General features: G+C 75.0%; 21 protein-coding genes. 12 read left to right on the top strand and 9 right to left on the bottom strand.

The window, feature by feature from the left end; translation table 11 throughout:
• Positions 1-7 precede the first annotated feature (7 nt).
• The gene (locus V6U88_RS15670) at positions 8-610 is read right to left on the bottom strand and encodes a bacterial proteasome activator family protein (RefSeq protein WP_334453670.1); all 603 of its coding nucleotides are present in this window, start codon (positions 608-610) and stop codon (positions 8-10) included.
• Positions 611-691: 81 nt separating this feature from the next.
• Here V6U88_RS15670 and V6U88_RS15675 point away from each other — a divergent pair, with 81 nt between their 5' ends.
• Both V6U88_RS15675 and V6U88_RS15680 read left to right on the top strand, forming a co-directional pair.
• Entirely contained in the window at positions 692-1,489 is a 798-nt protein-coding gene (locus V6U88_RS15675) for an alpha/beta hydrolase family protein (protein ID WP_334453672.1), read from the top strand.
• A gap of 77 nt (positions 1,490-1,566) precedes the next feature.
• Positions 1,567-2,793, top strand: coding sequence for an ABC transporter substrate-binding protein (locus V6U88_RS15680; protein WP_334453674.1), 1,227 nt, complete (start codon positions 1,567-1,569; stop codon positions 2,791-2,793).
• 74 nt (positions 2,794-2,867) lie between these two features.
• On the opposite strand, the gene ddaH is transcribed toward V6U88_RS15680, so the two are convergent.
• Entirely contained in the window at positions 2,868-3,701 is an 834-nt protein-coding gene (ddaH, locus tag V6U88_RS15685) for a dimethylargininase (protein ID WP_334453675.1), read from the bottom strand.
• Positions 3,702-3,760: 59 nt separating this feature from the next.
• Between ddaH and V6U88_RS15690 the strand changes: the two genes are divergently transcribed.
• Both V6U88_RS15690 and V6U88_RS15695 read left to right on the top strand, forming a co-directional pair.
• Entirely contained in the window at positions 3,761-4,219 is a 459-nt protein-coding gene (locus V6U88_RS15690; RefSeq protein ID WP_334453677.1) for an Lrp/AsnC family transcriptional regulator, read from the top strand.
• A gap of 66 nt (positions 4,220-4,285) precedes the next feature.
• Positions 4,286-5,242 carry a zinc-binding dehydrogenase gene (locus V6U88_RS15695; RefSeq protein WP_334453679.1) on the top strand — a complete coding sequence of 319 codons (957 nt, stop codon included), beginning with the start codon at positions 4,286-4,288 and terminating at the stop codon, positions 5,240-5,242.
• Positions 5,243-5,341: 99 nt separating this feature from the next.
• Here V6U88_RS15695 and V6U88_RS15700 read toward each other — a convergent pair whose 3' ends face one another.
• The 3 genes from V6U88_RS15700 to mobA form a co-directional block, all read right to left on the bottom strand.
• Positions 5,342-6,454 (bottom strand): T3SS (YopN, CesT) and YbjN peptide-binding chaperone 1, encoded by a 1,113-nt coding sequence (locus tag V6U88_RS15700; RefSeq protein ID WP_334453681.1) that lies wholly within the window; start codon positions 6,452-6,454, stop codon positions 5,342-5,344.
• A gap of 89 nt (positions 6,455-6,543) precedes the next feature.
• The gene (locus V6U88_RS15705) at positions 6,544-6,798 is read right to left on the bottom strand and encodes a DUF6457 domain-containing protein (RefSeq protein ID WP_334453683.1); all 255 of its coding nucleotides are present in this window, start codon (positions 6,796-6,798) and stop codon (positions 6,544-6,546) included.
• Entirely contained in the window at positions 6,795-7,451 is a 657-nt protein-coding gene (gene mobA / locus V6U88_RS15710) for a molybdenum cofactor guanylyltransferase (RefSeq protein ID WP_334453685.1), read from the bottom strand. Before mobA ends, V6U88_RS15705 begins: the two co-directional genes overlap by 4 nt.
• 170 nt (positions 7,452-7,621) lie before the next feature.
• Between mobA and fdhD the strand changes: the two genes are divergently transcribed.
• Positions 7,622-8,479 carry a formate dehydrogenase accessory sulfurtransferase FdhD gene (gene fdhD / locus V6U88_RS15715; protein WP_334453687.1) on the top strand — a complete coding sequence of 286 codons (858 nt, stop codon included), beginning with the start codon at positions 7,622-7,624 and terminating at the stop codon, positions 8,477-8,479.
• A gap of 94 nt (positions 8,480-8,573) precedes the next feature.
• Here the strand turns inward: fdhD and V6U88_RS15720 are convergent, their stop codons facing one another.
• Positions 8,574-9,632 (bottom strand): DUF4192 domain-containing protein, encoded by a 1,059-nt coding sequence (locus V6U88_RS15720; protein ID WP_334453689.1) that lies wholly within the window; start codon positions 9,630-9,632, stop codon positions 8,574-8,576.
• A gap of 153 nt (positions 9,633-9,785) precedes the next feature.
• Between V6U88_RS15720 and V6U88_RS15725 the strand changes: the two genes are divergently transcribed.
• The 5 genes from V6U88_RS15725 to V6U88_RS15745 all read left to right on the top strand — a co-directional run bounded on the left by V6U88_RS15725 (position 9,786) and on the right by V6U88_RS15745 (position 16,508).
• Entirely contained in the window at positions 9,786-10,700 is a 915-nt protein-coding gene (locus tag V6U88_RS15725; RefSeq protein WP_334453691.1) for a fructosamine kinase family protein, read from the top strand.
• A complete protein-coding gene (moaA, locus tag V6U88_RS15730; RefSeq protein ID WP_334453693.1) occupies positions 10,697-11,710 on the top strand; it encodes a GTP 3',8-cyclase MoaA in 1,014 nt (337 codons plus the stop codon). The genes V6U88_RS15725 and moaA overlap by 4 nt, the downstream gene beginning before the upstream one ends.
• A 3-nt stretch (positions 11,711-11,713) precedes the next feature.
• A complete protein-coding gene (locus tag V6U88_RS15735; RefSeq protein WP_334453695.1) occupies positions 11,714-11,959 on the top strand; it encodes a MoaD/ThiS family protein in 246 nt (81 codons plus the stop codon).
• A gap of 12 nt (positions 11,960-11,971) precedes the next feature.
• On the top strand, positions 11,972-13,219 hold the full coding sequence (locus V6U88_RS15740) for a metallophosphoesterase (protein ID WP_334453696.1): 1,248 nt from the start codon (positions 11,972-11,974) through the stop codon (positions 13,217-13,219).
• 94 nt (positions 13,220-13,313) lie between these two features.
• Positions 13,314-16,508 (top strand): UvrD-helicase domain-containing protein, encoded by a 3,195-nt coding sequence (locus V6U88_RS15745; RefSeq protein ID WP_334453697.1) that lies wholly within the window; start codon positions 13,314-13,316, stop codon positions 16,506-16,508.
• Positions 16,509-16,781: 273 nt separating this feature from the next.
• On the opposite strand, the gene V6U88_RS15750 is transcribed toward V6U88_RS15745, so the two are convergent.
• Positions 16,782-17,423, bottom strand: coding sequence for an A24 family peptidase (locus V6U88_RS15750; RefSeq protein WP_334453700.1), 642 nt, complete (start codon positions 17,421-17,423; stop codon positions 16,782-16,784).
• Between the two features lie 11 nt (positions 17,424-17,434).
• Positions 17,435-18,418, bottom strand: a complete 984-nt coding sequence (locus tag V6U88_RS15755; protein WP_334453702.1) for an EamA family transporter — start codon at positions 18,416-18,418, stop codon at positions 17,435-17,437.
• Between the two features lie 338 nt (positions 18,419-18,756).
• Between V6U88_RS15755 and V6U88_RS15760 the strand changes: the two genes are divergently transcribed.
• Both V6U88_RS15760 and V6U88_RS15765 read left to right on the top strand, forming a co-directional pair.
• The gene (locus V6U88_RS15760) at positions 18,757-19,188 is read left to right on the top strand and encodes an LppU/SCO3897 family protein (protein WP_442934639.1); all 432 of its coding nucleotides are present in this window, start codon (positions 18,757-18,759) and stop codon (positions 19,186-19,188) included.
• Positions 19,189-19,325: 137 nt separating this feature from the next.
• Complete coding sequence (locus tag V6U88_RS15765) at positions 19,326-20,567, top strand: ATP-binding protein (RefSeq protein ID WP_334453705.1); 1,242 nt, start codon at positions 19,326-19,328, stop codon at positions 20,565-20,567.
• 36 nt (positions 20,568-20,603) lie between these two features.
• On the opposite strand, the gene V6U88_RS15770 is transcribed toward V6U88_RS15765, so the two are convergent.
• Positions 20,604-21,149: a GNAT family N-acetyltransferase gene (locus tag V6U88_RS15770; protein ID WP_334453706.1), complete on the bottom strand. Its 546-nt coding sequence runs from the start codon at positions 21,147-21,149 to the stop codon at positions 20,604-20,606.
• Positions 21,150-21,203: the final 54 nt, after the last annotated feature.

Genomic DNA, 21,203 nt, shown 5'->3' on the forward strand with positions numbered 1-21,203 from the left:
CGGCCGGTCAGAGGTACTGGCCGGTGGGATGCCCCTCGCCGCCCTGCGGCTGGCCGATGCCCGGCATGCCGGGCATCATCCCGCCCGGACCGCTCGGCAGCGCCTGCCGGCCGGAGCGCATCTGCTCCAGCTGCACCCGGGCGGCCATCTGCTGGGCGACCAGCGCGGCCTGGATGCCGTGGAACAGCCCCTCCAGCCAGCCGACGAGCTGGGCGTGGGCGATGCGCAGCTCGCCCTCGCTGGGCGCCTTCTCCTCGGTGAAGGGCAGGGAGATCCGCTCCAGCTCCTCGCGCAGCTCGGGGGCCAGGCCCTCCTTGAGCTCGACGATCGACCGCTCGTGGATCTCGCGCATCCGGTGCCGGCTGGCGTCGTCCAGCGGGGCGGACTTGACCTCCTCCAGCAGCTGCTTGATCATGCTGCCGATCCGCATCACCTTGGCCGGCTGCTCGACCAGGCGGGTCGGGTCCTCGCCCGCCTGCTCGTCGGTCTGCACGGTGCCGACCGGGTGGCCGTCCGGGCCGACCACCACCACGGTTCCGGAGTGCCCGGTGTCCTCGGTGCCCGGCTCGTCGTTCTGTCCAGCGGAGTGCGCGTCGGTCATGGCACCCATCTTTACCCACGCCCGCGAGCGGCACGCGGTGGGACCGGTCACGACCACCGGCCGGTGGCGGGTCGCGCTACCGTCGCCCACATGCCCGCCGACCCGCGCGCCGTGCTCACCCGGCCCGCTGCGCCCCCCGACCTGACCGTCGCCTACGGCGACCACCCCGACCAGATCGCCGACCTGCGCCGCCCCGCCGGGGACGGCCCGGCCCGGCCGCTGGTCGCGGTGCTGCACGGCGGCTTCTGGCGGGCCGAGTACGACCGCACCCACACCGGGCCGCTGGCCGTCGCGCTGGCCGAGCTGGGCTGGCCGGTGGCCCAGTTGGAGTACCGCCGGACCGGGCAGCCGGGCGGCGGCTGGCCGGGCACCCTCACCGACGTGCTGGCCGGGGTGGCGGCACTGCCCGAGCTGGCGGCGCGCGCCCTGCCCGGCCGGGTGGCCGCCGGGCCGCCGCTGCTGCTCGGGCACTCGGCCGGCGGGCACCTCGCGCTCTACGCGGCGGCGCACGCCCCGGCCGCCGTACGCGGGGTGCTGGCGCTGGCTCCGGTCGCCGACCTCGCCGAGGCGTACCGGCTGGACCTGGACGCGGGGGCGGTGGCCGCGCTGCTCGGCGGCGGCCCGGCGGAGCAGCCGGACCGGTACGCGGCCGCCGATCCACGGGAGTTGGTACCGCTTCGGACACGTACCGTGATCCTGCACGGGGTCCAGGACCGCCAGGTGCCGATCGCGCTCAGCCGGGGTTACGCGGCCGCCGCTCGGGCTGCGGGCGGCGATGTGCGCCTCGTTGAACTGCCCGAATGCGAGCACTTCGGGCTCATCGACCCGGATTCGGCGGCCTGGCCGCAGGTGAGGGATGCGTTGCAGTCGCTGCACAAAGATCACTAGCCATTGACGCAGCGTCGCCAAGCGGGTAGAACGCCGAGGGGGCGGTGACGCCCGGCAACGCTCCCGGAAGGATTTTGGTGTCGCAGATGAACCGCAGGCGCGCCCTGCAGCTGCTGGCCGCGCTCGGTACCACCGGGCTGGTCGCCGGCTGCGGCACGGACGACGAGGGCGAGCAGCCAGCGGCCGGCTCGCCGATCAAGATCGGTCTCGTCGCCCCTGAGAGTGGCTCGGGCAAGACCATCGGCCAGGACGTCGTCAACGGCTTCGAGCTCTACCTCGCCACCCACGACCAGCGCCTCGGCGGGCACCCGGTGACCCTGGTGAAGGCCGACGAGGGCGACAACGCCAAGTCCGGCCAGGCCGCCGTCAACGACCTGCTCAAGCAGGGCGTGCTCGCCCTCACCGGGGTGGTCAACCCGACGGTGATGTCCGGCATCCGGGACATCGTGGAGCAGGCCCGGGTGCCGCTGATCGGGTCGAACGCCTCGCCGGTCAGCCTGCAGAGCGTGGTCTACATCTGGCGCACCTCGTACGTGCTGGACGAGCCGGGCCGGGCGCTCGGGGCGTACCTGAAGCGGCGGCTGCCGGCCGACAGCCGGCTGGTGATCATCGCGCCGGAGGGCGGCGCCAGCATTGACGTGGTGGGGGGCTTCCGCCAGGGCTTCGGCGTCGGCGACCCGCGGATCTCCGGCGAGCCGGTCTGGACGGACCCCACCGCCGATCCGGACGAGAACACGTACGCCTACGACATCCGCCAGGCGCTGAGCCGCAAGCCCACCGCGCTCTTCTGCCACTTCTCCGGCACCGCCGCCATCCAGTTCGTCCGGCAGCTGCGCCGGCACCGTCCGGCCTACACCGGGCCGATCTACGCGCCCGGGTTCCTCACCGAGGGCAGCGTGCTCAACGAGGTACGCGGGGTGCTGGTGGACGACAAGAAGGACCAGCTGCTGCCCGGCCCGATCCAGACCGTGTCGAACTACTCGGCCGACCTGAACAACAACGCCAACCGGATCTTCGCCTCCGCGTACCGCAAGACGTACAACGTCTCCCCCAGCACGTACGCGATGGCCTCGTACGACGCCGCGCAGGTGCTCGACCGGGCGATCCGGATCGCCGGGGCCAACCCGACCTCGCAGCAGGTCAACCTGGCCCTCGGCAAGGTCGGGCAGATCGACAGCCCGCGCGGGGTGTGGCAGTTCAACCAGCCGCGGACGCCGCAGCAGCGGTGGTACCTGCGCACCGTTCAGTTCGACGGCCGACTGCTCTCCAACGTCATGCTCAACGAGATCGCCACGCTCGGCTGAGCGCCGGGCCCCGTACGCACCGAGGGCCGGTCTCCCCATGGGGAGGCCGGCCCTCGGCGTACGTCCTGGTGGCGTCAGTGGCGCAGCTCGGCGATGCAGCACTTCACGCTGCCGCCGCCCTTCTTCAGCTCGGCCAGCTCGACCGGCACCGGGTGGTAGCCGGCCGCCTTGAGCTTGCCGGCGAGCCGGCTCGCCTCGCTGTTGAGCACGACGTTGAGCCCGTCGCTGACCAGGTTGAGGCCGAAGGTCATCGCGTCCTCGTCGTCCGCGACCACCGCGTCGGGGAAGAGCTGGGCGAGCACCTTCTGGCTGGCCGCCGAGAAGGCGCCCGGGAAGTAGACGATGTTCTCGTCGTCGATCGAGGCGAGCGCCACGTCGAGGTGGTAGAAGCGCGGGTCGACCAGGCGCAGCGACACCACCGGCCGACCGAGCGCCTCCTGCGCCTCGGCGTGCGCCGGCAGTTCGGTGCGGAAGCCGTGCCCGGCGAGGATCAGCCCGCCGTGCGCCTCCGGCAGGTACGCGAAGTCACCCTCGCCCTCGTTGGTCTCGCTCGGCGCGATGAACCGCCAGCCCTGCGACTCGTAGAAGGCCCGGTGGGCGGCGGCCTCGGCGGCGCGCTGCTCGTGCTTGAACTGGGCGCCGTAGACCGTCCCGTCCACCACGAAGGCACCGTTGGCGGCGAAGACCATGTCCGGCAGCCCGGCCTCGGGGCTGAGCAGGTGCACGTCGTGGCCGAGGCCGACCAGCGTCTCCCGCAGACGGTCCCACTGCTTGACCGCCAGTTCCGCGTCGACGTCGGTGGTGACGTCCATCCACGGGTTGATCGCGTACTCGACGGCGAAATGCTCGGGCGAGCACATGAGATATGTCCGCTTTCGCGAGACTCGCTGCTGGTTCACGGTCACCAAGAGTAGGTAGCCTGGAACTTTGGTAACAGCCACAACTCTTGCTTTCTGAAGGCGGAACGTTGCAGATAGATGCGGTCGACCAGCGAATCATTGCGTTGCTCGTGGCGGACGCCCGCGCGTCGTACGCCGACATCGGTGCTCGGGTGTCACTCTCCGCTCCGGCGGTCAAGAGACGCGTCGATCGGCTGCGCTCCGCCGGGGTGATCCGGGGCTTCACCGCGGTGGTCGACCCGGCCGCCGTCGGCTGGACCACGGAGGCCTTCGTCGAGCTCTTCTGCGCCGGCCGGACCACCCCGGCGCAGATCGGGGTGGCCGCCCGGCGGCACCCGGAGGTGGTCGGGGCGTACACGGTCTCCGGCGAGGCGGACGCCCTGGTGCACCTGCGGGCCGCCGACATCGCCCACCTCGAGGACGCGCTCGAACGGCTGCGGGCGGAGTCGTTCGTGACCTCCACCCGGAGCACCATCGTGCTCTCCCGCCTGGTGGAGTCCCCCGGCGTCGGCCCGTCCACCGCGTGACCCGCCCTTGACCTCAACCCCGCTTCATGTCGTCGACTGTGCTGGAGGGCGACGGAGAGGGAGATCGTGCGGGCGGTGTGGCTGCGGGAGTTCGGCGGGCCGGAGGTGCTGGTGCCGGGGACGGCGCCCGACCCCACGCCCGGGCCGGGGCAGGTGCTGATCGAGGTGGGGCACGTCAACCTGACGTTCGTCGAGACGATGTTCCGGGCCACCGGCTTCGGGCCGTTCCGGGGCCCGCTGCCGGTGATCCCCGGCAACGGGGTCGGTGGGGTGATCGGCGCGGTGGGCCCGGACGTGGACCCGGGCCTGGTCGGCCGGCGGGTGGTCAGCGGCACCGGTGGCTCCGGCGGGTACGCCGAACGGGTGGTGGTGGACCGGGCCGCGCCGGTCGAGGTGCCCGACGGACTGGCGCTGGACAAGGCGGTGGCGCTGCTCGCCGACGGCCGGACCGCGCTGCTGCTGACCGACGCCGCCGCGCCGCGCGCCGGGGAACGCGTACTGGTCGAGGCGGCCGCCGGTGGGGTGGGCGGCCTGCTGGTCCAGCTCGCCGCGCGGGCGGGGACCCGGGTGGTGGCGCTGGCCGGCGGCCCCCGCAAGACGGAGCTGGTCCGCGCCGCCGGCGCCGACGTGGTGATCGACTACCGGGAGCCAGACTGGGCCGACCGGGTACGCGCTGCGACCGGCGGGGTCGACGTCGTCTTCGACGGCGTCGGCGGCGAGGTGGGGCGCACGGCGTTCGACCTGCTCGACCCCGGCGGCCGGATGCTCAGCTTCGGGTTGGCCGGCGGCAGCTGGACCGACGTGCCGCAGGAGACCGCCGCGGCGCGCGGGGTGACCCTGCTCCGGCCGACCGCCGACCCGGACGCGCTGCGCGCGTTGACCGTCCGGGCGCTCGCCGAGGGCGCGGCGGGACGGCTGCGCCCACGGATCGGGCAGCGCTTTCCGCTGGAGCGGGCCGCCGACGCGCACGCCGCGATGCAGTCGCGGGCCACCGTCGGCAAGACCCTGCTCGACGTGCACTGACGCTCGCCGCCGCCTGACGCTCACCCGTCGACCGACGCGCGACGTCGACCGGCGGAGGCGTCGCCGACCGCTCCCGGCGAACCGCGCGGCGCGGGAGAGTCAGAGGTACATGCCCGTCCGGTGCTCGGAATCCGCCGGCCGGCTCGGCTTGTCCCCCTCGCCGAAGAACCGCTTGCCGCCGAACTCGCCGTGCAGCCGGTCGTCCAGCTCATCGGCCAGCCCAGTCATCACCTGCACCGCGAGCATCAGGTGGGTGGCCTGGAAGTTGCGGCCGAAGACCGGGATGGAGGCCCAGACGGTGTCGTCGGCGCAGTAGAGCCGGCCGATAGGCATCCGGTTGGTCAGCTCGGAGAGCTTCACGTAGAGGCGCTCGGTCGGCTCCACCTCGGTGAGCACCGGGGAGAAGACGTCGACCAGGGGCGGGTTGTCGCGGACCCGGACGAACACCATCGCCGAGCCGGCCCGGATGTTGATGTCGCCGTCCGAGTCGACCTGGAGCTGGTCGGACTTCGACTTGAGCATGGTCGACACGACGGTGCGGACGCGGTCCTCCAGCGCCAGCACGTCGTCGCCCTCGTCGCTCTTCTGCGCGCTCGCGGCGGCGGCCAGCGCCTCGTCGAGGTCCGCCTCGACGTCCCGGTCCGGGCCGAACTCGCTGCGCGCGGTGCCGAGCGGATCGACCGGCAGCGGCTCCCCCTGGGCGTCGTGCACGAGGTAGACGAGGAAAGCCGGATGCGGGGCGCCGTAGACGTCGCGCAGGGTACGGGAGAGCAGCGCGGCCAGCTTGCTGGCGTCGCCGGTCGAGCCCTCCAGGCCGAACTGCTCCCGGGAGCCCTCCAGCACGCCCGGCGGCGACCAGCCGAGCGCGATCATGTCCGCGACGGCGGCCCGGTCCAGCCGGTAGCCCTGCGGCAGGGTGGCGTTGCCGACCGCCCGCGCGGAGAGCAGGCCCCCGTCGCCCACGTCCAGGCTGATCGAGTAGACCGCCTCGCCGATGCCGGACGCCGTCGGGTCGAGGGTCAGCTCGACGTGCGCCCCGGTGGGCAGCGCGGGCAGCCGCTCGGCCAGCGCCCGGGCGAACTCCCGCCACGCCTCGGTCACCTTGGCCCGCAGGTCGGCCGTGGTCGGCTCGTCCAGCAGGACCGACTCGTGCTGCCCCGGCGAGCCGCCGGGCTGATCACCTGTCGGCTTCGAGGGGTGCTCTGCCGTCATGATCGCCTCCGTCCGTCAAGGTCACCCTACCCAGGCCCGCCCGGGATCAAATCCACGCGACCGGGATCGGACAACGCGGCCCGGGCGGCTCAGTCGGGGCGCTCGCCGCCCAGCTCCACCGGCCAGGTCGCGGCGAGCCCGCTCAGCCGGGCCGCCGCGTCCGCCGCGTCCGCGCCGCGCCCGACGGCAACCCCGATCAGGTACGCGCTGACCGGCGCGCCCGGCCGCAGCACCTGGTGGGCGACGTCCTTGGCCAGCCCGAGCACCGTCGGCACCGGCACCTCGGCCGGGTCGAGCCCCAGCTCGGCGCAGGCGGCCGTGACCCAGTCGTCCATCACCGTCATCGCGTCCACTCCTCCGCCCGGCGTACGTCGGAGTCAGTGTCGCAGTCGAACCAGGGCGGCGGGCCGCTCCCGGACCACGACAGGTCACGCACCCTCAGCTCGGCCAGCAGCTCCCGCATCGAGGCGCCGTCGCAGGTCCCGCCCCGACGCCCGGCGAGGCGGGTCAGCGCCTCCCGCAGCGCGGCGACCCGCCACACCCCGCACAGCGGCTGCCGCCGACCCCGGTCGTCGAGGAGGCAGACCCCGTCGGGCCGCGCGACGTCGCCCACGCCGCCGGGCTCCCCGGTGCCGTCCGGCGGCACCCCGCCGGGCTCCGGGCCCAGCTCGCGCAGCAGGACCCCGACCGCCTCCCGGGTGAGCAGCGGCAGGTCGGCGGCGAGCAGGGCGACTGTGGTCGTGTCCGGGGGCAGCAGGGCGAGCCCGGCCGCGGTGGCCGCCACGGGTCCGCCGCCCGGCGGTCGCTCGCGGGTCACCAGCACGTCGCCGGGGACCGCGTCGGCCGGCCCGACCAGGATGCGCGGGGCCGCGTCGGCGACGGCCGTCAGCACCCGGTCCCGCATCGGCCGCCCGCCCACCGGCACGGCCGGCTTGTCCCGCCCGCCCATCCGGCGCGCCGCGCCGCCCGCGAGCACCACCGCCGCGTACGCCGTCACCGGGCCACCGTAGCCGCGCGCGGACCCGCCCGCCCCGCCGGCTTCACCGTGCGGTCGCCGCCGGGCCGCGCCGTGGCATCGCCGCCGTCGGTGCGGGTCCTCGGCCGGCCGTGCCCTCGCCGGTCGACGTCGTCGTGCGGGTCGTCGGGCGGGCAGGGGAGGATGGCGGGATGGGACGGGCGACTGACCGGCGGGGCGTGCTCCGCATCGACCTCGACGCGGTGGCCGACGGACGCCCCCCGGTACGCCGGCAGGACACCCTCTCGGTGGAGGAACCGCTGGAGATCCGGGTCGGCCCGGCCGGCCCGGGCCGCCGGAGGCCGCTCGCGGTCACCATGCGCACCCCCGGCGACGACATCGACCTGGCGATCGGCTTCCTGCTCACCGAGGGCCTGATCCGGTCGACCGACGACGTGCTCACCGCCCAGCTCTGCGCCGGGGCGGAGACCCCGAACACGTACAACGTTGTCGACGTGGTGCTCGCCCCGGGCGTGCCGGAGCCCGCCACCGACCCGTCGCGGAACTTCTACACCACCAGCTCGTGCGGAGTCTGCGGCAAGGCCAGCATCGAGGCGGTGCGGACCCGGTCGCCGTACCCGGTGGCGGAGGATGCGCTCACCGTCCGGGCGGACGTGCTCGCGGCGCTGCCGGACCGGCTGCGCGCGGCCCAGCGGGCCTTCGACCGCACCGGTGGCCTGCACGCGGCGGGCCTGTTCACCGCCGAGGGCGAGCCGGTGGTGCTGCGCGAGGACGTCGGTCGGCACAACGCGGTCGACAAGGTGGTCGGCTGGGCGGTGCGGGAACGCCGTCTCCCGCTGGCCGGGCACCTCCTGCTGGTCTCCGGTCGGGCCAGCTTCGAGCTGACCCAGAAGGCGTGGATGGCCGGCGTACCGCTGCTCGCGGCGGTCTCCGCGCCCAGCTCGCTCGCCGCCGACCTGGCCGCGGAGGCCGGGATGACGCTGGTCGGCTTCCTGCGCGGCCGGACGATGAACGTCTACGCCGGCGGGCAGCGGGTGCTCGTCGACTGACCCGCTCCCCGGACGTGAGGTCGACGGCAGGGCCGCCCCGCAAACCCGGGGTGTCCACCGGACGTGCCGTCGGCGCCGGACCCACGGCCCCGGCTCACCCGACGCCCCGCCGGACGTGCCGGCGGCGAGGGGGCCGGCGGCGGACGACGCGCGGCTCGCCGACGGCCGGCCAGCCGTCCAGCTCGGAGGGGGGCACGCCGCGGCGGAGCAGGTCGTCGAGGAGCTGGGCCAGCGAGTAGTCGGGGTGGGCGGCCAGCGCCCGTTCCAACGCCACCGCCGCCAGGGCGCCCTGCCCGGCCCGCCACGCGGCGAAGGCCAGCAGGCTCGCCGGTGCCGCGATCAACTCCTCCTCGGCGCGGCGCAGCACGTCGCCCCAGAGGCTGATGTCCTCCTCCCGCCCGTCGGTGCGTTCCCAGGCGTGGTCGCGGACCGGGAGGTGGGTCAGGAGCAGGCTCAGCCAGGCCACCTCGTCGTCGGTGAGGCGCTCGCCCCGCCGGTGTGCCCGCAGGGCGGCCCGGACGGCGGCAACCCCGGCCTTGCGGACCGCGCGACCGCCGAGCAGGTCGGCGGCGGGCGCCTCCTCCAGCAGGGTGAGCAGCCGCCGCTCCGCCCGGACCCCGGCCTGCCGCATCGCCGCCCGGTCCGGCCCGTCGGCGGGCGCCACCTGGGCGGTGAGGGCGGCCCGGTCGGGCAGCGCCACCTGACCGGCGAAGACCGCGGCGGCGCTGACCTCGCTGCTGCCCGGGTCGTACGGGGTGCCGTCGGGCGGGCAGCAGGCCGCCTCGGCGCACAGGTACGACCAGTACCGGCCGTCGGTCACCCGCAGCGCTTCGAGCACGGTCAGGCCGGCCGCGGTCAGTGCCGCGCGTACCGCGTCGACGGTGGGGGTGACCCGCTCGGCCGGGCCGTACCCGAGGACGGTGGCGGCGTCGGCGTCCTGCCGGCGGAGGACGTCGCCGAGGTGGCCGGCGGGCAGGCGGGGGTCGGCGCCGCGTTCGGGCAGGTCGGCGCGGGCGGCGAAGACGACCCGCTGCGCCCGCATCGCCACCACGACGACGCTGTCGGCGGGGTGGAAGCCGAGCAGGTACGGCACGGCGGCGAGGAGGTCGGCGGGCGAGCGGACGGTGAGCCGGGGGCGGTCGGTCGCGGTCATGCCGGCAGCCTGCTGTCCCGGGGTCGCGCTCGACAGACCCTGTGGACGACACGCGGGTTGTCCACAGACACGGAGCGTGTTCCCGCAGCGCAGCGCGATCCGGCACGTCGCGCCGGGCCCACCCTGGGCGGGCGGAGCGGCTACCTTGCGCTGATGGACCTGGCGTACCTGCGGGCGCACCCGGAGCACCTGCCGACGTTCCTGACCCACCAGCGGATCCGGGAGACGCCGGTCTCCGGCGGGGACGTCTGCGTCGCCTCCCGGCTCACCCTGGACGACGGCCACTCCGTCTTCGCCAAGAGCTGGCCGGAGCGGGCTGGCCGACCGGTGCCGGAGGGCTTCTTCGCCACCGAGGCCGCCGGGCTGCGCTGGCTGCGCGCGGCGGGCACGGTGGCCGTACCGGAGGTGGTGGTGGCGCTGCCGGAGCTGCTGGCGCTGGCCTGGGTCGAGCCTGGCGAGGCGACGCCGGAGGCGGCCGAACGGTTCGGCCGGGAACTGGCCGGGATGCATCGGGCCGGGGCGAGCACGTTCGGCGCCGACTGGCCCGGCTTCATCGGCCCGCTGCGGCAGGACAACACCCCCGACGCGGCGCCCTGGCCGGACTGGTTCGCCCGGCGCCGGCTGCTGCCGTACCTGGAGTTGTCGGTGGCCGGCGGCGCGCTCGACAAGGCGGACGCCGCCCTGGTGGAGCAGGTCGTCGCCCGGATCGGCGAGTTCGGCGGCGACGAGCCGCCGGCCCGGGTGCACGGCGACCTGTGGCCGGGCAACGTGCTCTGGGGCGCGGACGACCGGGCCTGGCTGGTCGACCCGGCCGCGCACGGCGGTCACCGGGAGACCGACCTGGCCCAGTTGGCGCTCTTCGGCGGCGCGCCGCACCTCGACCGGATCATGAGCGCCTACCGGGAGGAGTGGCCGCTGGCCGACGGCTGGCGGGAACGACTGCCCCTGCACCAGCTCCACCTGCTGCTCGTGCACACCGCCGCCTTCGGAGCGGCGTACCGGGATGCGGTCACCCGGGCCGCCCGAGCAACGCTGGGCGGGACCGGCCGCGCTACGGTCGACGGGTGACCGCCGCCCCGCCCCCCGAGGGCGTCCTCGTCGACCGGTACGGCCGTGTCGCGCAGGACCTGCGCGTGTCGCTGACCGACAAGTGCAACCTGCGCTGCACGTACTGCATGCCTGCGGAGGGGCTGCCCTGGCTGGCCGGGCCGCAGCTGCTCGGCGACGACGAGATCGTCCGGCTGGTCCGGGTCGCCGTGGAGCGGCTCGGGGTGACCGAGGTCCGCTTCACCGGCGGCGAGCCGCTGATCCGCCCCGGGCTGGTCGAAATCGTCGCCGAGGTGGCCGCGCTGACGCCCCGCCCCCGGATCTCCCTCACCACCAACGGCATCGGCCTGAACCGGCTCGCCCCCACGCTGCGCGGGGCCGGGCTGGACCGGGTGAACGTGTCGCTGGACACCCTGGACCGCGACCGGTTCACCCGGCTGACCCGGCGGGACCGGCTGGCCGACGTGCTCGCCGGGCTGGCCGGCGCCGCCGCCGCCGGGCTCACCCCGGTCAAGGTCAACTCGGTGCTGATGCGGGGCGTCAACGACGACGAGGCTCCGGCGCTGCTGCAGTTCGCCCTCGACCACGGCTACGAGCTGCGGTTCATCGAGCAGATGCCGCTGGACGCCCAGCACGGCTGGGACCGGGCCAGCATGGTCACCGCCGACGAGATCCTGGCCTCGCTGGCCGGCGCGTTCGCCCTGACGCCCGACCCGGCCGAGCGGGGCGCGGCCCCCGCCGAGACCTGGCTGGTCGGCGGCGGACCCGCCCGGGTCGGGGTGATCGCGAGCGTGACCCGGCCGTTCTGCGGCGACTGCGACCGGACCCGGCTCACCGCCGACGGCCAGATCCGGGCCTGCCTCTTCGCCACCGACGAGTCCGACCTGCGCGGCGCACTGCGCGCCGGGGCGGACGACGTCGAACTGGCCCGCCGCTGGCAGGCGGCGATGCGGGGCAAGCGCGCCGGGCACGGCATCGACGACCCGACCTTCCTGCAACCGGCCCGGCCGATGTCGGCGATCGGAGGCTGAGCCGTGGACCTCACCGTCCGCTACTTCGCCGGAGCCCGGGCCGCCGCCGGCCGTACCGAGGAGACCGCATCCGCCGGCCGGTCCCTGGACGAACTGATCGGTGAACTCGCCGAGCGGCACGGGCCGCGGCTGGCCGCCGTGCTGGCGGTGGCGAGTTTCCTGGTCGACGGGGTCAACTGCCATGATCGTCGGGAGCCGTTGCCGGCCGGGGTCACGATCGACGTGCTGCCCCCCTTCGCGGGCGGCTGAGAGAGGGCTGGCATGTTGGCGATCCTGGCGTTCGTGGCCACCCTGGCCCTGATCACCGGCCTGATCCACTTCTACCTGTGGAAGCGGCTGGTCAAGGACACCACCCGCCCGGGGCGGTGGCGGCGTATCGGCAGCGTCGCGGCGCTGCTGCTGGCGCTGCTCGTACCCGCCACGATGGCCGGCACCCGGGTCGCCGGGGCGTTCTGGCTGGCCTGGCCGGGCTACCTCTGGCTGGCGGTGATGTTCTACCTGCTGGTCCTGCTGCTGGTGCTGGAAGCGCCGATGGCGGTCGCCAAGCTGGTGCTGCGCCGCCGGTCGACGGTCGCCGAGCCGACCACCGCCGCGCCGGAGCCGGTGCTGGTCGGCGCGGCCGGCACCGCCGACCCGCCCGCCGTCGAGGCCGTCGACCAGCCCGACCACGACGCCTCGCGGCGGTTGCTGCTGGCCCGGGGCGCGGCGATCTTCGCCGGTCTGACCGCGGCCGGTGTCACCGGCTACGGCGTGCGGGTCGCGACCGGCCCGCCCGAGCTGGACCGGGTCCGCATCCCGCTGGCGAAGCTTCCCCGGAGCATGGACGGGCTGCGGATCGCCACCGTCTCCGACATCCACCTCGGGCCGCTGCGCGGGCGGGAGCACACCGAGCGGATCGTCGCCGCGATCAACCGCCTCGACGCCGATCTCGTCGCGGTCGTCGGTGACCTGGTCGACGGCTCGGTCGCCGAACTGGGCGGGGCGGCGGCGCCGCTGCGCGGGCTGCGCTCCCGCTACGGCAACTTCTTCGTCACCGGCAACCACGAGTACTACTCCGGCGTGGAGGAGTGGGTCCAGGAGGTCGACCGGCTCGGCCTGCGGGTGCTGCAGAACCAGCGGCAGGAGATCCGCGCCCGCGGCGGTGTGCTCGACCTGGCCGGCGTCAACGATGTGACCGCCGCCGGCACCGGGCTGGCCGCGCCCGCCGACTACGCCGCCGCACTCGCCGACCGCGACCCGAGCCGTCCGGTGGTGCTGCTGGCCCACCAGCCCGTCGCCGCCCACGAGGCCGCGAAGTTCGGGGTCGACCTCCAACTGTCCGGGCACACCCACGGCGGTCAGATCGTGCCGTTCAACCTGGCCGTCAAGCTTCAGCAACCGGTCGTCTCCGGGCTCGGCGAGGTCGACGGGACCAAGGTGTACGTCACCAACGGCGCCGGCTTCTGGGGTCCCCCGGTACGCGTCGGCGCCCCACCCCAGATCACCCTGGTCGAACTGCGCGCCCCATAGCGCGCCGGGGCGGCGGAGTCCAGCACCGGATTGCTCAGGTCACGCGTACGCGTGGCGGCGGGCGGGTAGGGGACCGGCCGTGACAGGATGCGGCGTGCCTCCGTTCAGCGCCGCACCCCCCGGTGGCGTCCCGCCGTTCGTCGCGGACCTGCACATCCACTCGAAGTACTCGCGCGCGTGCAGCCGCGACCTCACCCTGCCCAACCTCGGCTGGTGGGCCCGGCGCAAGGGCATCGGCGTGCTCGGGACCGGGGACTTCACCCACCCCGCCTGGTACGACCACCTGCGCGAGACGCTGCACCCGGCCGAGCCCGGGCTCTACCGGCTCAGCCCCGAGGCGGAGCGGGACATCGCCCGCCGGCTGCCGCCCCGGCTGGCCGGCGCGGCGGAGGCGGACCCGGTCCGGTTCATGCTCAGCGTGGAGATCTCCACGATCTACAAGCGCGACGACCGGACCCGCAAGGTCCACCACCTGATCTACCTGCCCGACCTGGACGCGGTGGCCCGGTTCAACACCGCGCTCGGCCGGATCGGCAACCTCGGCTCGGACGGCCGGCCGATCCTCGGGCTGGACTCCCGGGACCTGCTGGAGATCACCCTGGAGGCCAGCGCCGACGGCTACCTGGTCCCCGCGCACATCTGGACGCCCTGGTTCTCCGCGCTCGGTTCGAAGTCCGGCTTCGACGCGATCGCCGACTGCTACGCCGACCTGGCCGAGCACATCTTCGCGGTGGAGACCGGCCTCTCCTCCGACCCCGAGATGAACTGGCGGGTCGGCAGCCTGGACGACTACCGGCTCGTCTCCAACTCCGACGCGCACTCCCCGCCGGCGCTGGCCCGGGAGGCGACGGTCTTCCGCTCCGACCGCGACTACTTCGCCATCCGCGAGGCCCTGCGCACCGGCGACGGGCTGGCCGGGACGATCGAGTTCTTCCCGGAAGAAGGGAAGTACCACGCGGACGGGCACCGGCTCTGCGGCGTCAACTGGTCGCCCGAGCGGACCCGGCAGGCCGGTGGCCGCTGCCCGGAGTGCGGCAAGCCGCTGACCGTCGGTGTGCTGAGCCGGGTCGAGGAGCTGGCCGACCGGCCGGCGGGGCACCGGCCCGCGCACGCCCCCGAGGTCACCCACCTGGTGCCGCTGGCCGAGATCCTCGGCGAGATCAACAAGGTGGGCGCGCGCTCCAAGAAGGTCGAGGGCAAGCTCAACGAGCTGGTCGCCGCGCTCGGCCCGGAGCTGGAGATCCTCACCCGTACCCCGCTGGACGAGATCGGTCGGGTCGGCGGTGAGCTGCTGGCCGAGGGCATCGGCCGGCTGCGCCGCGGCGACGTCCGCCGGGTGCCGGGCTACGACGGTGAGTACGGCGTGATCACCCTCTTCGACCCCGCCGAGCTGGGCGCGAAGGCGACCGGTACGCAGGCGGAGACGCTCTTCGACGTACCCGTGCCAGCGCAGCGGCGACCCGCGGAGCCGGCGGCGAAGCCCAAGGCCCGGCGCCCGGCGGCGCCCAAGGCCGAGCCGAAGCGGAAGGCCACGCCGCCACCCCCGCCGCCGATCGCGCCGGCGCCCTCGCCGCACGAGCCGTTCGAGCCGATGCTCGCCGGCATGGAGGAGGTCGGCACCGGCCTGCTCGACCGGTTGGACGCGATGCAGCGGGTGGCCGCGTCCGCGCCGGGTGGCCCGCTGCTGATCGTGGCCGGCCCCGGCACCGGCAAGACCCGGACGCTGACCCACCGGATCGCCTACCTCTGCGCCGAGCTGAACGTCTTCCCCGAGCAGTGCCTGGCGATCACCTTCACCCGGCGGGCCGCCGAGGAGCTGCGGCACCGCCTCGACGGACTGCTCGGCCCGGTGGCCGAGGACGTCACCGTCGGCACGTTCCACTCGCTCGGGCTGACCATCCTGCGGGAGAACGCGGACGCCGCCGGGCTGCCGGCGGACTTCCGGATCGCCGACGACGCGGACCGGGCCGCCGCCCGCGCCGAGGCCGGTGACGATCCGGACCGCTACACCGCGCTGCTGCGCAAACAGGACCTGGTCGACCTGGACGAGCTGCTGACCCTGCCGGTCGCGCTGCTGCGGGCCGACAAGAAGCTGGTACGCGACTACCGCGAGCGCTGGCGGTGGATCTTCGTCGACGAGTACCAGGACGTCGACGCGGTCCAGTACGAGCTGCTGCGCCTGCTCAGCCCCGCCGACGGCAACCTCTGCGCGATCGGCGACCCGGACCAGGCGATCTACTCGTTCCGGGGCGCGGACGTGGGGTACTTCCTGCGCTTCTCGCAGGACTTCACCGACGCCCGGCTGGTCCGGCTGAACCGCAACTACCGCTCGTCGGCCCCGATCCTCGCCGCCGCCGTGCAGGCCATCGCGCCGTCGTCGCTGGTGCGCGGCCGCCGGCTCGACCCGGCCCGGCTCGACCCGGAGGCCCCGCTGGTCGGCCGCTACCCGGCGGCCTCCGTCGCCGACGAGGCCGATTTCGTGGTACGCACCATCGACGAGCTGGTCGGCGGTCTCTCCCACCGGTCCCTGGACTCGGGGCGGATCGACGGCCGGTCGACCACGCTCTCCTTCTCCGACATCGCGGTGCTCTACCGCACCGACTCGCAGGCCGCCCCGATCGTGGACGCCCTCGCCCGGGCGAACATCCCGGTGCAGAAGCGCTCGCACGACCGGCTGCGGGACCGGCCCGGGGTGACCGCCATCGCCCGGGAACTGCGGCACGCCGACGGCCTCGGCGGCGGGCTGCCCGCCCGGGTACGCCTCGCCGGTCAGGTGCTCGCCGAGCGGTTCGCCGCGCCCACCCTGGACGGCTCCGGCACGGTACGCCCCGAGGACGTCCGTACGGCGGTCGACCTGCTCACCCCGCTGGCCCGCCGGTGCGGCGACGACCTCGGGCTGTTCCTGTCGCAGCTCGCCACCGGCGCGGAGGTGGACGCGCTCGACCCGCGCGCCGAGGCGGTCACCCTGCTCACCCTGCACGCCGCCAAGGGGCTGGAGTTCCCGGTGGTCTTCCTGGTCGGGGCCGAGGACGGGCTGCTGCCGCTGCGCTGGCCCGGCACCGAGCCGGACGACGACGCGGTCGCCGAGGAGCGGCGGCTCTTCTTCGTCGGCCTGACCCGCGCCCAGGACCGCCTCTACGTCAGCCACGCCGCCCGCCGGGTCCGGCACGGCTCGGAACGGGAGTGCCGCCCGTCGCCGTTCCTCGACGTGATCGACCCCGGGCTGTTCGAACGCTTCGGTGAGACCGAGCCCCGCCGGCCCAAGGACCGCCAACTCCGGCTGATCTGACCGCCGCCCGGCTGACGCCGACCACTCACCGTCCCTGAGTTGGAGGGCATGCCCAGGTGAGCCATATGCCTGTCAGGCATAAATATGCCTCCCAGGCATATTGCTCGCAGCGGTTGTCCGACCCGTCCCGCGACTCGCCCGGCGTCTCGGGAGGCCGTGGGTGCGGTCGCGGGCGCCGGTGGCCCCGGCGGCGGATGCGGCAAGCCGGCCCAGCGGCATCAGCGCAGCGGCGAAACACCGGCCGGGTCATCCGGTGGACCGGCCACAGGCGGCTCAGGACAGCAGCACGGCCAGCCAGGCGCCGGCGAGCAGCGCCGGGCCGAACGGCAGGGCGGTGTCCCGGCGTACCCGGCGGGCGGCCAGCAGGGCGAGCACCACCACGCCGTTGAGCAGGTGCGGCAGGAGCAGCCCGTAGCCGAGGGTCGACCAGCCCAGCCAGCCGAGCGGCGGGCCGAGAGCGGCGGCGAGCTTCACGTCGCCGAAGCCGAGCCGGGCGCCGGGCAGCAGCGCCAGCGCCACGTACCCGGTGAAGGAGAGCGCGGCCCCGGCGAGGGCGACCGCCAGGCGGCCCGGCGTGCCGGCGGCGAGCGCGGCCACGCCGAGGCCGGCGCAGCCGCCGAGGGCGGCGGCGCCCACCAGCGGGTCGGGCAGTCGCAGGCAGGCCAGGTCAACCGCCGCGAGCACCACCCCGCACCCCGCCACCAGCAGGTACGCCGGCAGGGCAGGGTCCGGCCCGAGCGCGGCGGCCAGCCCGCCGCACACCACCGCCCCGAGCACAGCCCAGCCACCCGACGGCCGGACCGGGGTGGGGGCGGGCGGGTCCGGGACGGGGGCGAAACGGCGGGCGGACGCCGGCGCCATCGCGCCGACCAGCGCGCCGCAGAGCGCGGCGACGGTCACCAGCCCGACGGACACGGGCCGGGACGTTACCGGTGCGCCGGGTCCGTGGCTGTCCCGTCGGCGCTCTCCGCCGCCGGCCGCCGGGGTCGCTCGGTGCTCACCACCAGTGCCACACCGGCCACGATCACCGCGCCGCCGAGCAGCACCTGGGCGGTGATCGGCTCGGCGACCAGCAGCGCGCCGAGCCCGACCGCGACGGCCGGGTTGACGTAGGCGTAGGTGGCGACCAGGGAGATGGGCGCGTGGTGCAGCAGCCAGACGTACGCGGTGAAGGCGACCAGGGAGCCGGCCACCATCAGGTACGCCAGCGCCGCCCAGGACCGGGTGCTCACCTCGGCCGGCGAGAAGCCGCGCAGCTCGCCCCGGGCCAGGGCGAACCCGGCGAGCGCCGCCGCGCCGGCGAACATCTCGTACACGGTGGCGACGAACGGGTCGGCGGGCATGGCCAGCCGGCCGGAGAGGAACGAGCCGACCGACCAGGAGGTGGCCGCCGCGACCACGGTGAGCGCGCCGGCCAGCGGCACCGCGCCCGTGCCGCCGGTGGGGAGCACCAGCAGCACCAGGCCGAGGAAACCGAGCGTCACCCCGGCGAAGGTCCACCCGCGCGGCCGGTCCCCGGTGGCGGTGCGCAGCAGCACCACCAGCAGCGGCACGGTGGCCACCAGCAGCGCGGCGATGCCGGACGGCACGGCCACCCCGGGCGGACCCGACTCGGCGAGCACCACCAGACCGTTGCCGCCGGCCAGCAGCAGCACCCCGACCAGGGCGGCGGAGCCGAGTTGACGCCGGTCGACCCGCAGCGCCCCAGGTCCGCGCCGCAGCCGCAGGACGACGGCGAGCACCAGCCCGGCGGCGCCGAACCGGAGGGCCGCCGACCCGAGCGGCGGCAGCGTCTCCACGGCGATCCGGATGCCGAGATAGGTGGAGCCCCACAGGACGTAGACCAGCAGCAGCGCGGTCCAGATCAGACCGGGCCGGGCCGGTGTCGCACTTGCGGGAGGTGAGCTCATCGGTGGACCACGCTACGGTGACCACGGCGTCGGTGTCCCATACGGGTGGCCGGCCTCTCAGCACGAGTACGCAGGAGGCGTGCATGGCGAACTACGGGCCACCGGGTGGCGCCCCGGAGCCGTGGGGCGGGCGACGCCCGGACGACGCGTACGGCGCCGCACCGGACCCGCACGGCGCGCCGGGTTGGGCCCCGCCGCCCGCCGGCTACCCGCCCTACCAGCAGCCGGGCTACCCGGCCACCGAGGTGCACCCGGCAGCCGAGCCGTACCGGTCGGCCGGCCCGAGCGCGTACCTCGGCGACCCGGCACCGCCGCGCCCGGCGCGGGGCCGGGGTCCGCTGATCGCGGTGGTGGCTGTGCTGGCGGTGCTCGTCCTCGCCGGTGCCGCCACCCTGTGGTACCTGGCCGGGCGGGACGACGATTCGGCGCCGACCACCGCGCCGAGCGCCTCCGCCGAACCGGGTGGGGCGCTGCCCGGGCCGGCCGAGCCGGCACCGACCACCCCCGCGCCGGCCTCCTCCGCCGACCCGCGCTTCGTGAAGGCGGGGCAGTGCGTCCGCAACGAGGGCACGGCGGGCGGCAAACCCAAGCTGCTGATCAGCGACTGCGCCGCGAAGACGTACGAGGTGCTGCGGCGCTTCGACGGGGAGACCAGCGGGGAGAAGGACGCCGAGGCGAAGTGCGCCAAGGTGACCGGCTACACCAACTGGTACTTCTTCGACAGCGAGCTGGACACCCTCGACTTCGTCCTCTGCCTGAAGCAGCGCTGACCTCGGTAGGCCAATCTTGTCCTGTCTAGCGTCTGCGCTAGACAGGACAAGATTCCGGTCGAGGACCGGAGACACGCCGGTAGCCCCATCTATGCATCTCTAGTCCTGCGGCTAGACGGCCCGATACTGTGCGATGCGTGGATCCGGTCCGCAACCCGTACGCCCCCGGCGCCGGCCAGCGCCCGCCCGAGCTCGCCGGCCGGGGGCGGGAGCTGGACGTCTTCGACGTGGTCCTGGAACGCATCGCCCGGGGCCGCCCCGAACGCAGCCTGATGCTCACCGGGCTGCGGGGCGTCGGCAAGACGGTGCTGCTCAACACCCTCCGCTCGCAGGCGATCAACCACCTCTGGGGCACCGGCAAGATCGAGGCTCGGCCGGACCAGTCGCTGCGCCGACCGGTGGCCGCCGCCCTGCACATGGCCGTCCGCGAGCTGGCCCCCCGGCACCGCGCCCCCGACCGGATCGACGCCTTCCTCGGCGTGCTCAAGGCGTTCGCCCAGCGCTCCGCGCCGACCGGGCGCGGGGCCGCCGCCCCGAAGCTGCGCGACCGCTGGCAGCCCGGCATCGACGTGCCGGCGAGCAGCGGCCGGGCCGACTCCGGCGACATCGAGATCGACCTGGTCGAGCTGCTCACCGACGCGGCGGGGGTGGCCGCCGACGTGGGCACCGGAATCGCCGTCTTCATCGACGAGATGCAGGACCTCGGCGCGGAGGACGTCTCCGCGCTCTGCGCCGCCTGCCACGAGCTGTCCCAGCTCGGCGCGCCCCTGATCGTGGTGGGCGCCGGCCTGCCGCACCTGCCGGCCGTGCTCAGCGCCGCCAAGTCCTACTCCGAGCGGCTCTTCCGCTACCAGCGCATCGACCGCCTCGACCGGATCGCCGCCGACCACGCGCTCTGCGCCCCGGCCGAGCGGGAGCAGGTCGAGTACGAGCAGAAGGCCCTCGACCTGCTCTACGAGAAGTCCGGCGGCTATCCCTACTTCGTCCAGGCGTACGGGAAGGCGACCTGGGACCACGCGCCCCGCTCCCCGATCACCGCGGCTGACGTCCGGGTGGCCGCGCCCGAGGCGGAGGCCGAACTGGCCGTCGGCTTCTTCGGCTCCCGCTTCGAGCGGGCCACCCCGGCCGAGCGGGAGTACATGCGCGCCATGGCCACGCTGTCGCTGGTGGAGGGGGAGGCCGACGGCGGCGGCCGGGACGACATGGACGCGGCCGTGCCGACCGCGGAGATCGCCCGGGCGCTGGGGCGCAAGCCGGCCAGCCTGTCGCCCGCCCGGGACGCGCTGATCAAGAAGGGGCTGATCTACTCGGGTGAGCGGGGCACGGTCGCCTTCACCGTCCCGCACTTCGGCCGCTACCTGCGTACCCAGCCGGCCTGACCGCCGCCGCGGGCGTCCGCGACGGGCGGGTTGGGGTCAGACGCGGGACCAGGGCGCGGGAAAGAGCACCTCGCCGCGCGGCGGCGGGCCCTCGCCGCTGACGCTCGGCGGCAGCACCAGCGCCTGCCAGGGCTCTCCCAGGCCCGACCAGGGGCTGGTCAGCCCCATCCGGTCCGCCCGGCTGAACCCGAACCGGCGGTAGTAGCCGGGGTCGCCGAGCACCACCACCAGGCGCTCACCCAGCTCGGTCGCCGCGTCCAGCACGGCCTGCACCGCCGCCGTGCCGTGCCCGACCCGCTGCCGGTGCGGGGCCACCGCGACCGGTCCGAGCGCCAACGCCGGAGCGCGGTGGTCGTCGGAGCTGACGAAGACCCGGCTGAGCAGGGCGTAGCCGACCACCTCACCGCCGTACTCGGCCACCATCGCCAGCTCGGGGATCCACGCGTCGCTGTCGCGCAGGTCGTCGACGAGCGCCACCTCGCCGGGGACCGCGGCGTCCGGGCGGGCGAAGGCGGCGGCCAGCACCATCCGGACCGGGGCGATGTCCGCCGGGTCCTCGGGGCGCAGCCGCAGGGTCGTCACCCGCGCGACGTTACCCGTCCGGGCGCGTCCATCAGCGACGGTCGCTCGAATCGG

The organism is Micromonospora sp. CPCC 205739 (assembly GCF_036906795.1).
Classification (GTDB): domain Bacteria; phylum Actinomycetota; class Actinomycetes; order Mycobacteriales; family Micromonosporaceae; genus Micromonospora.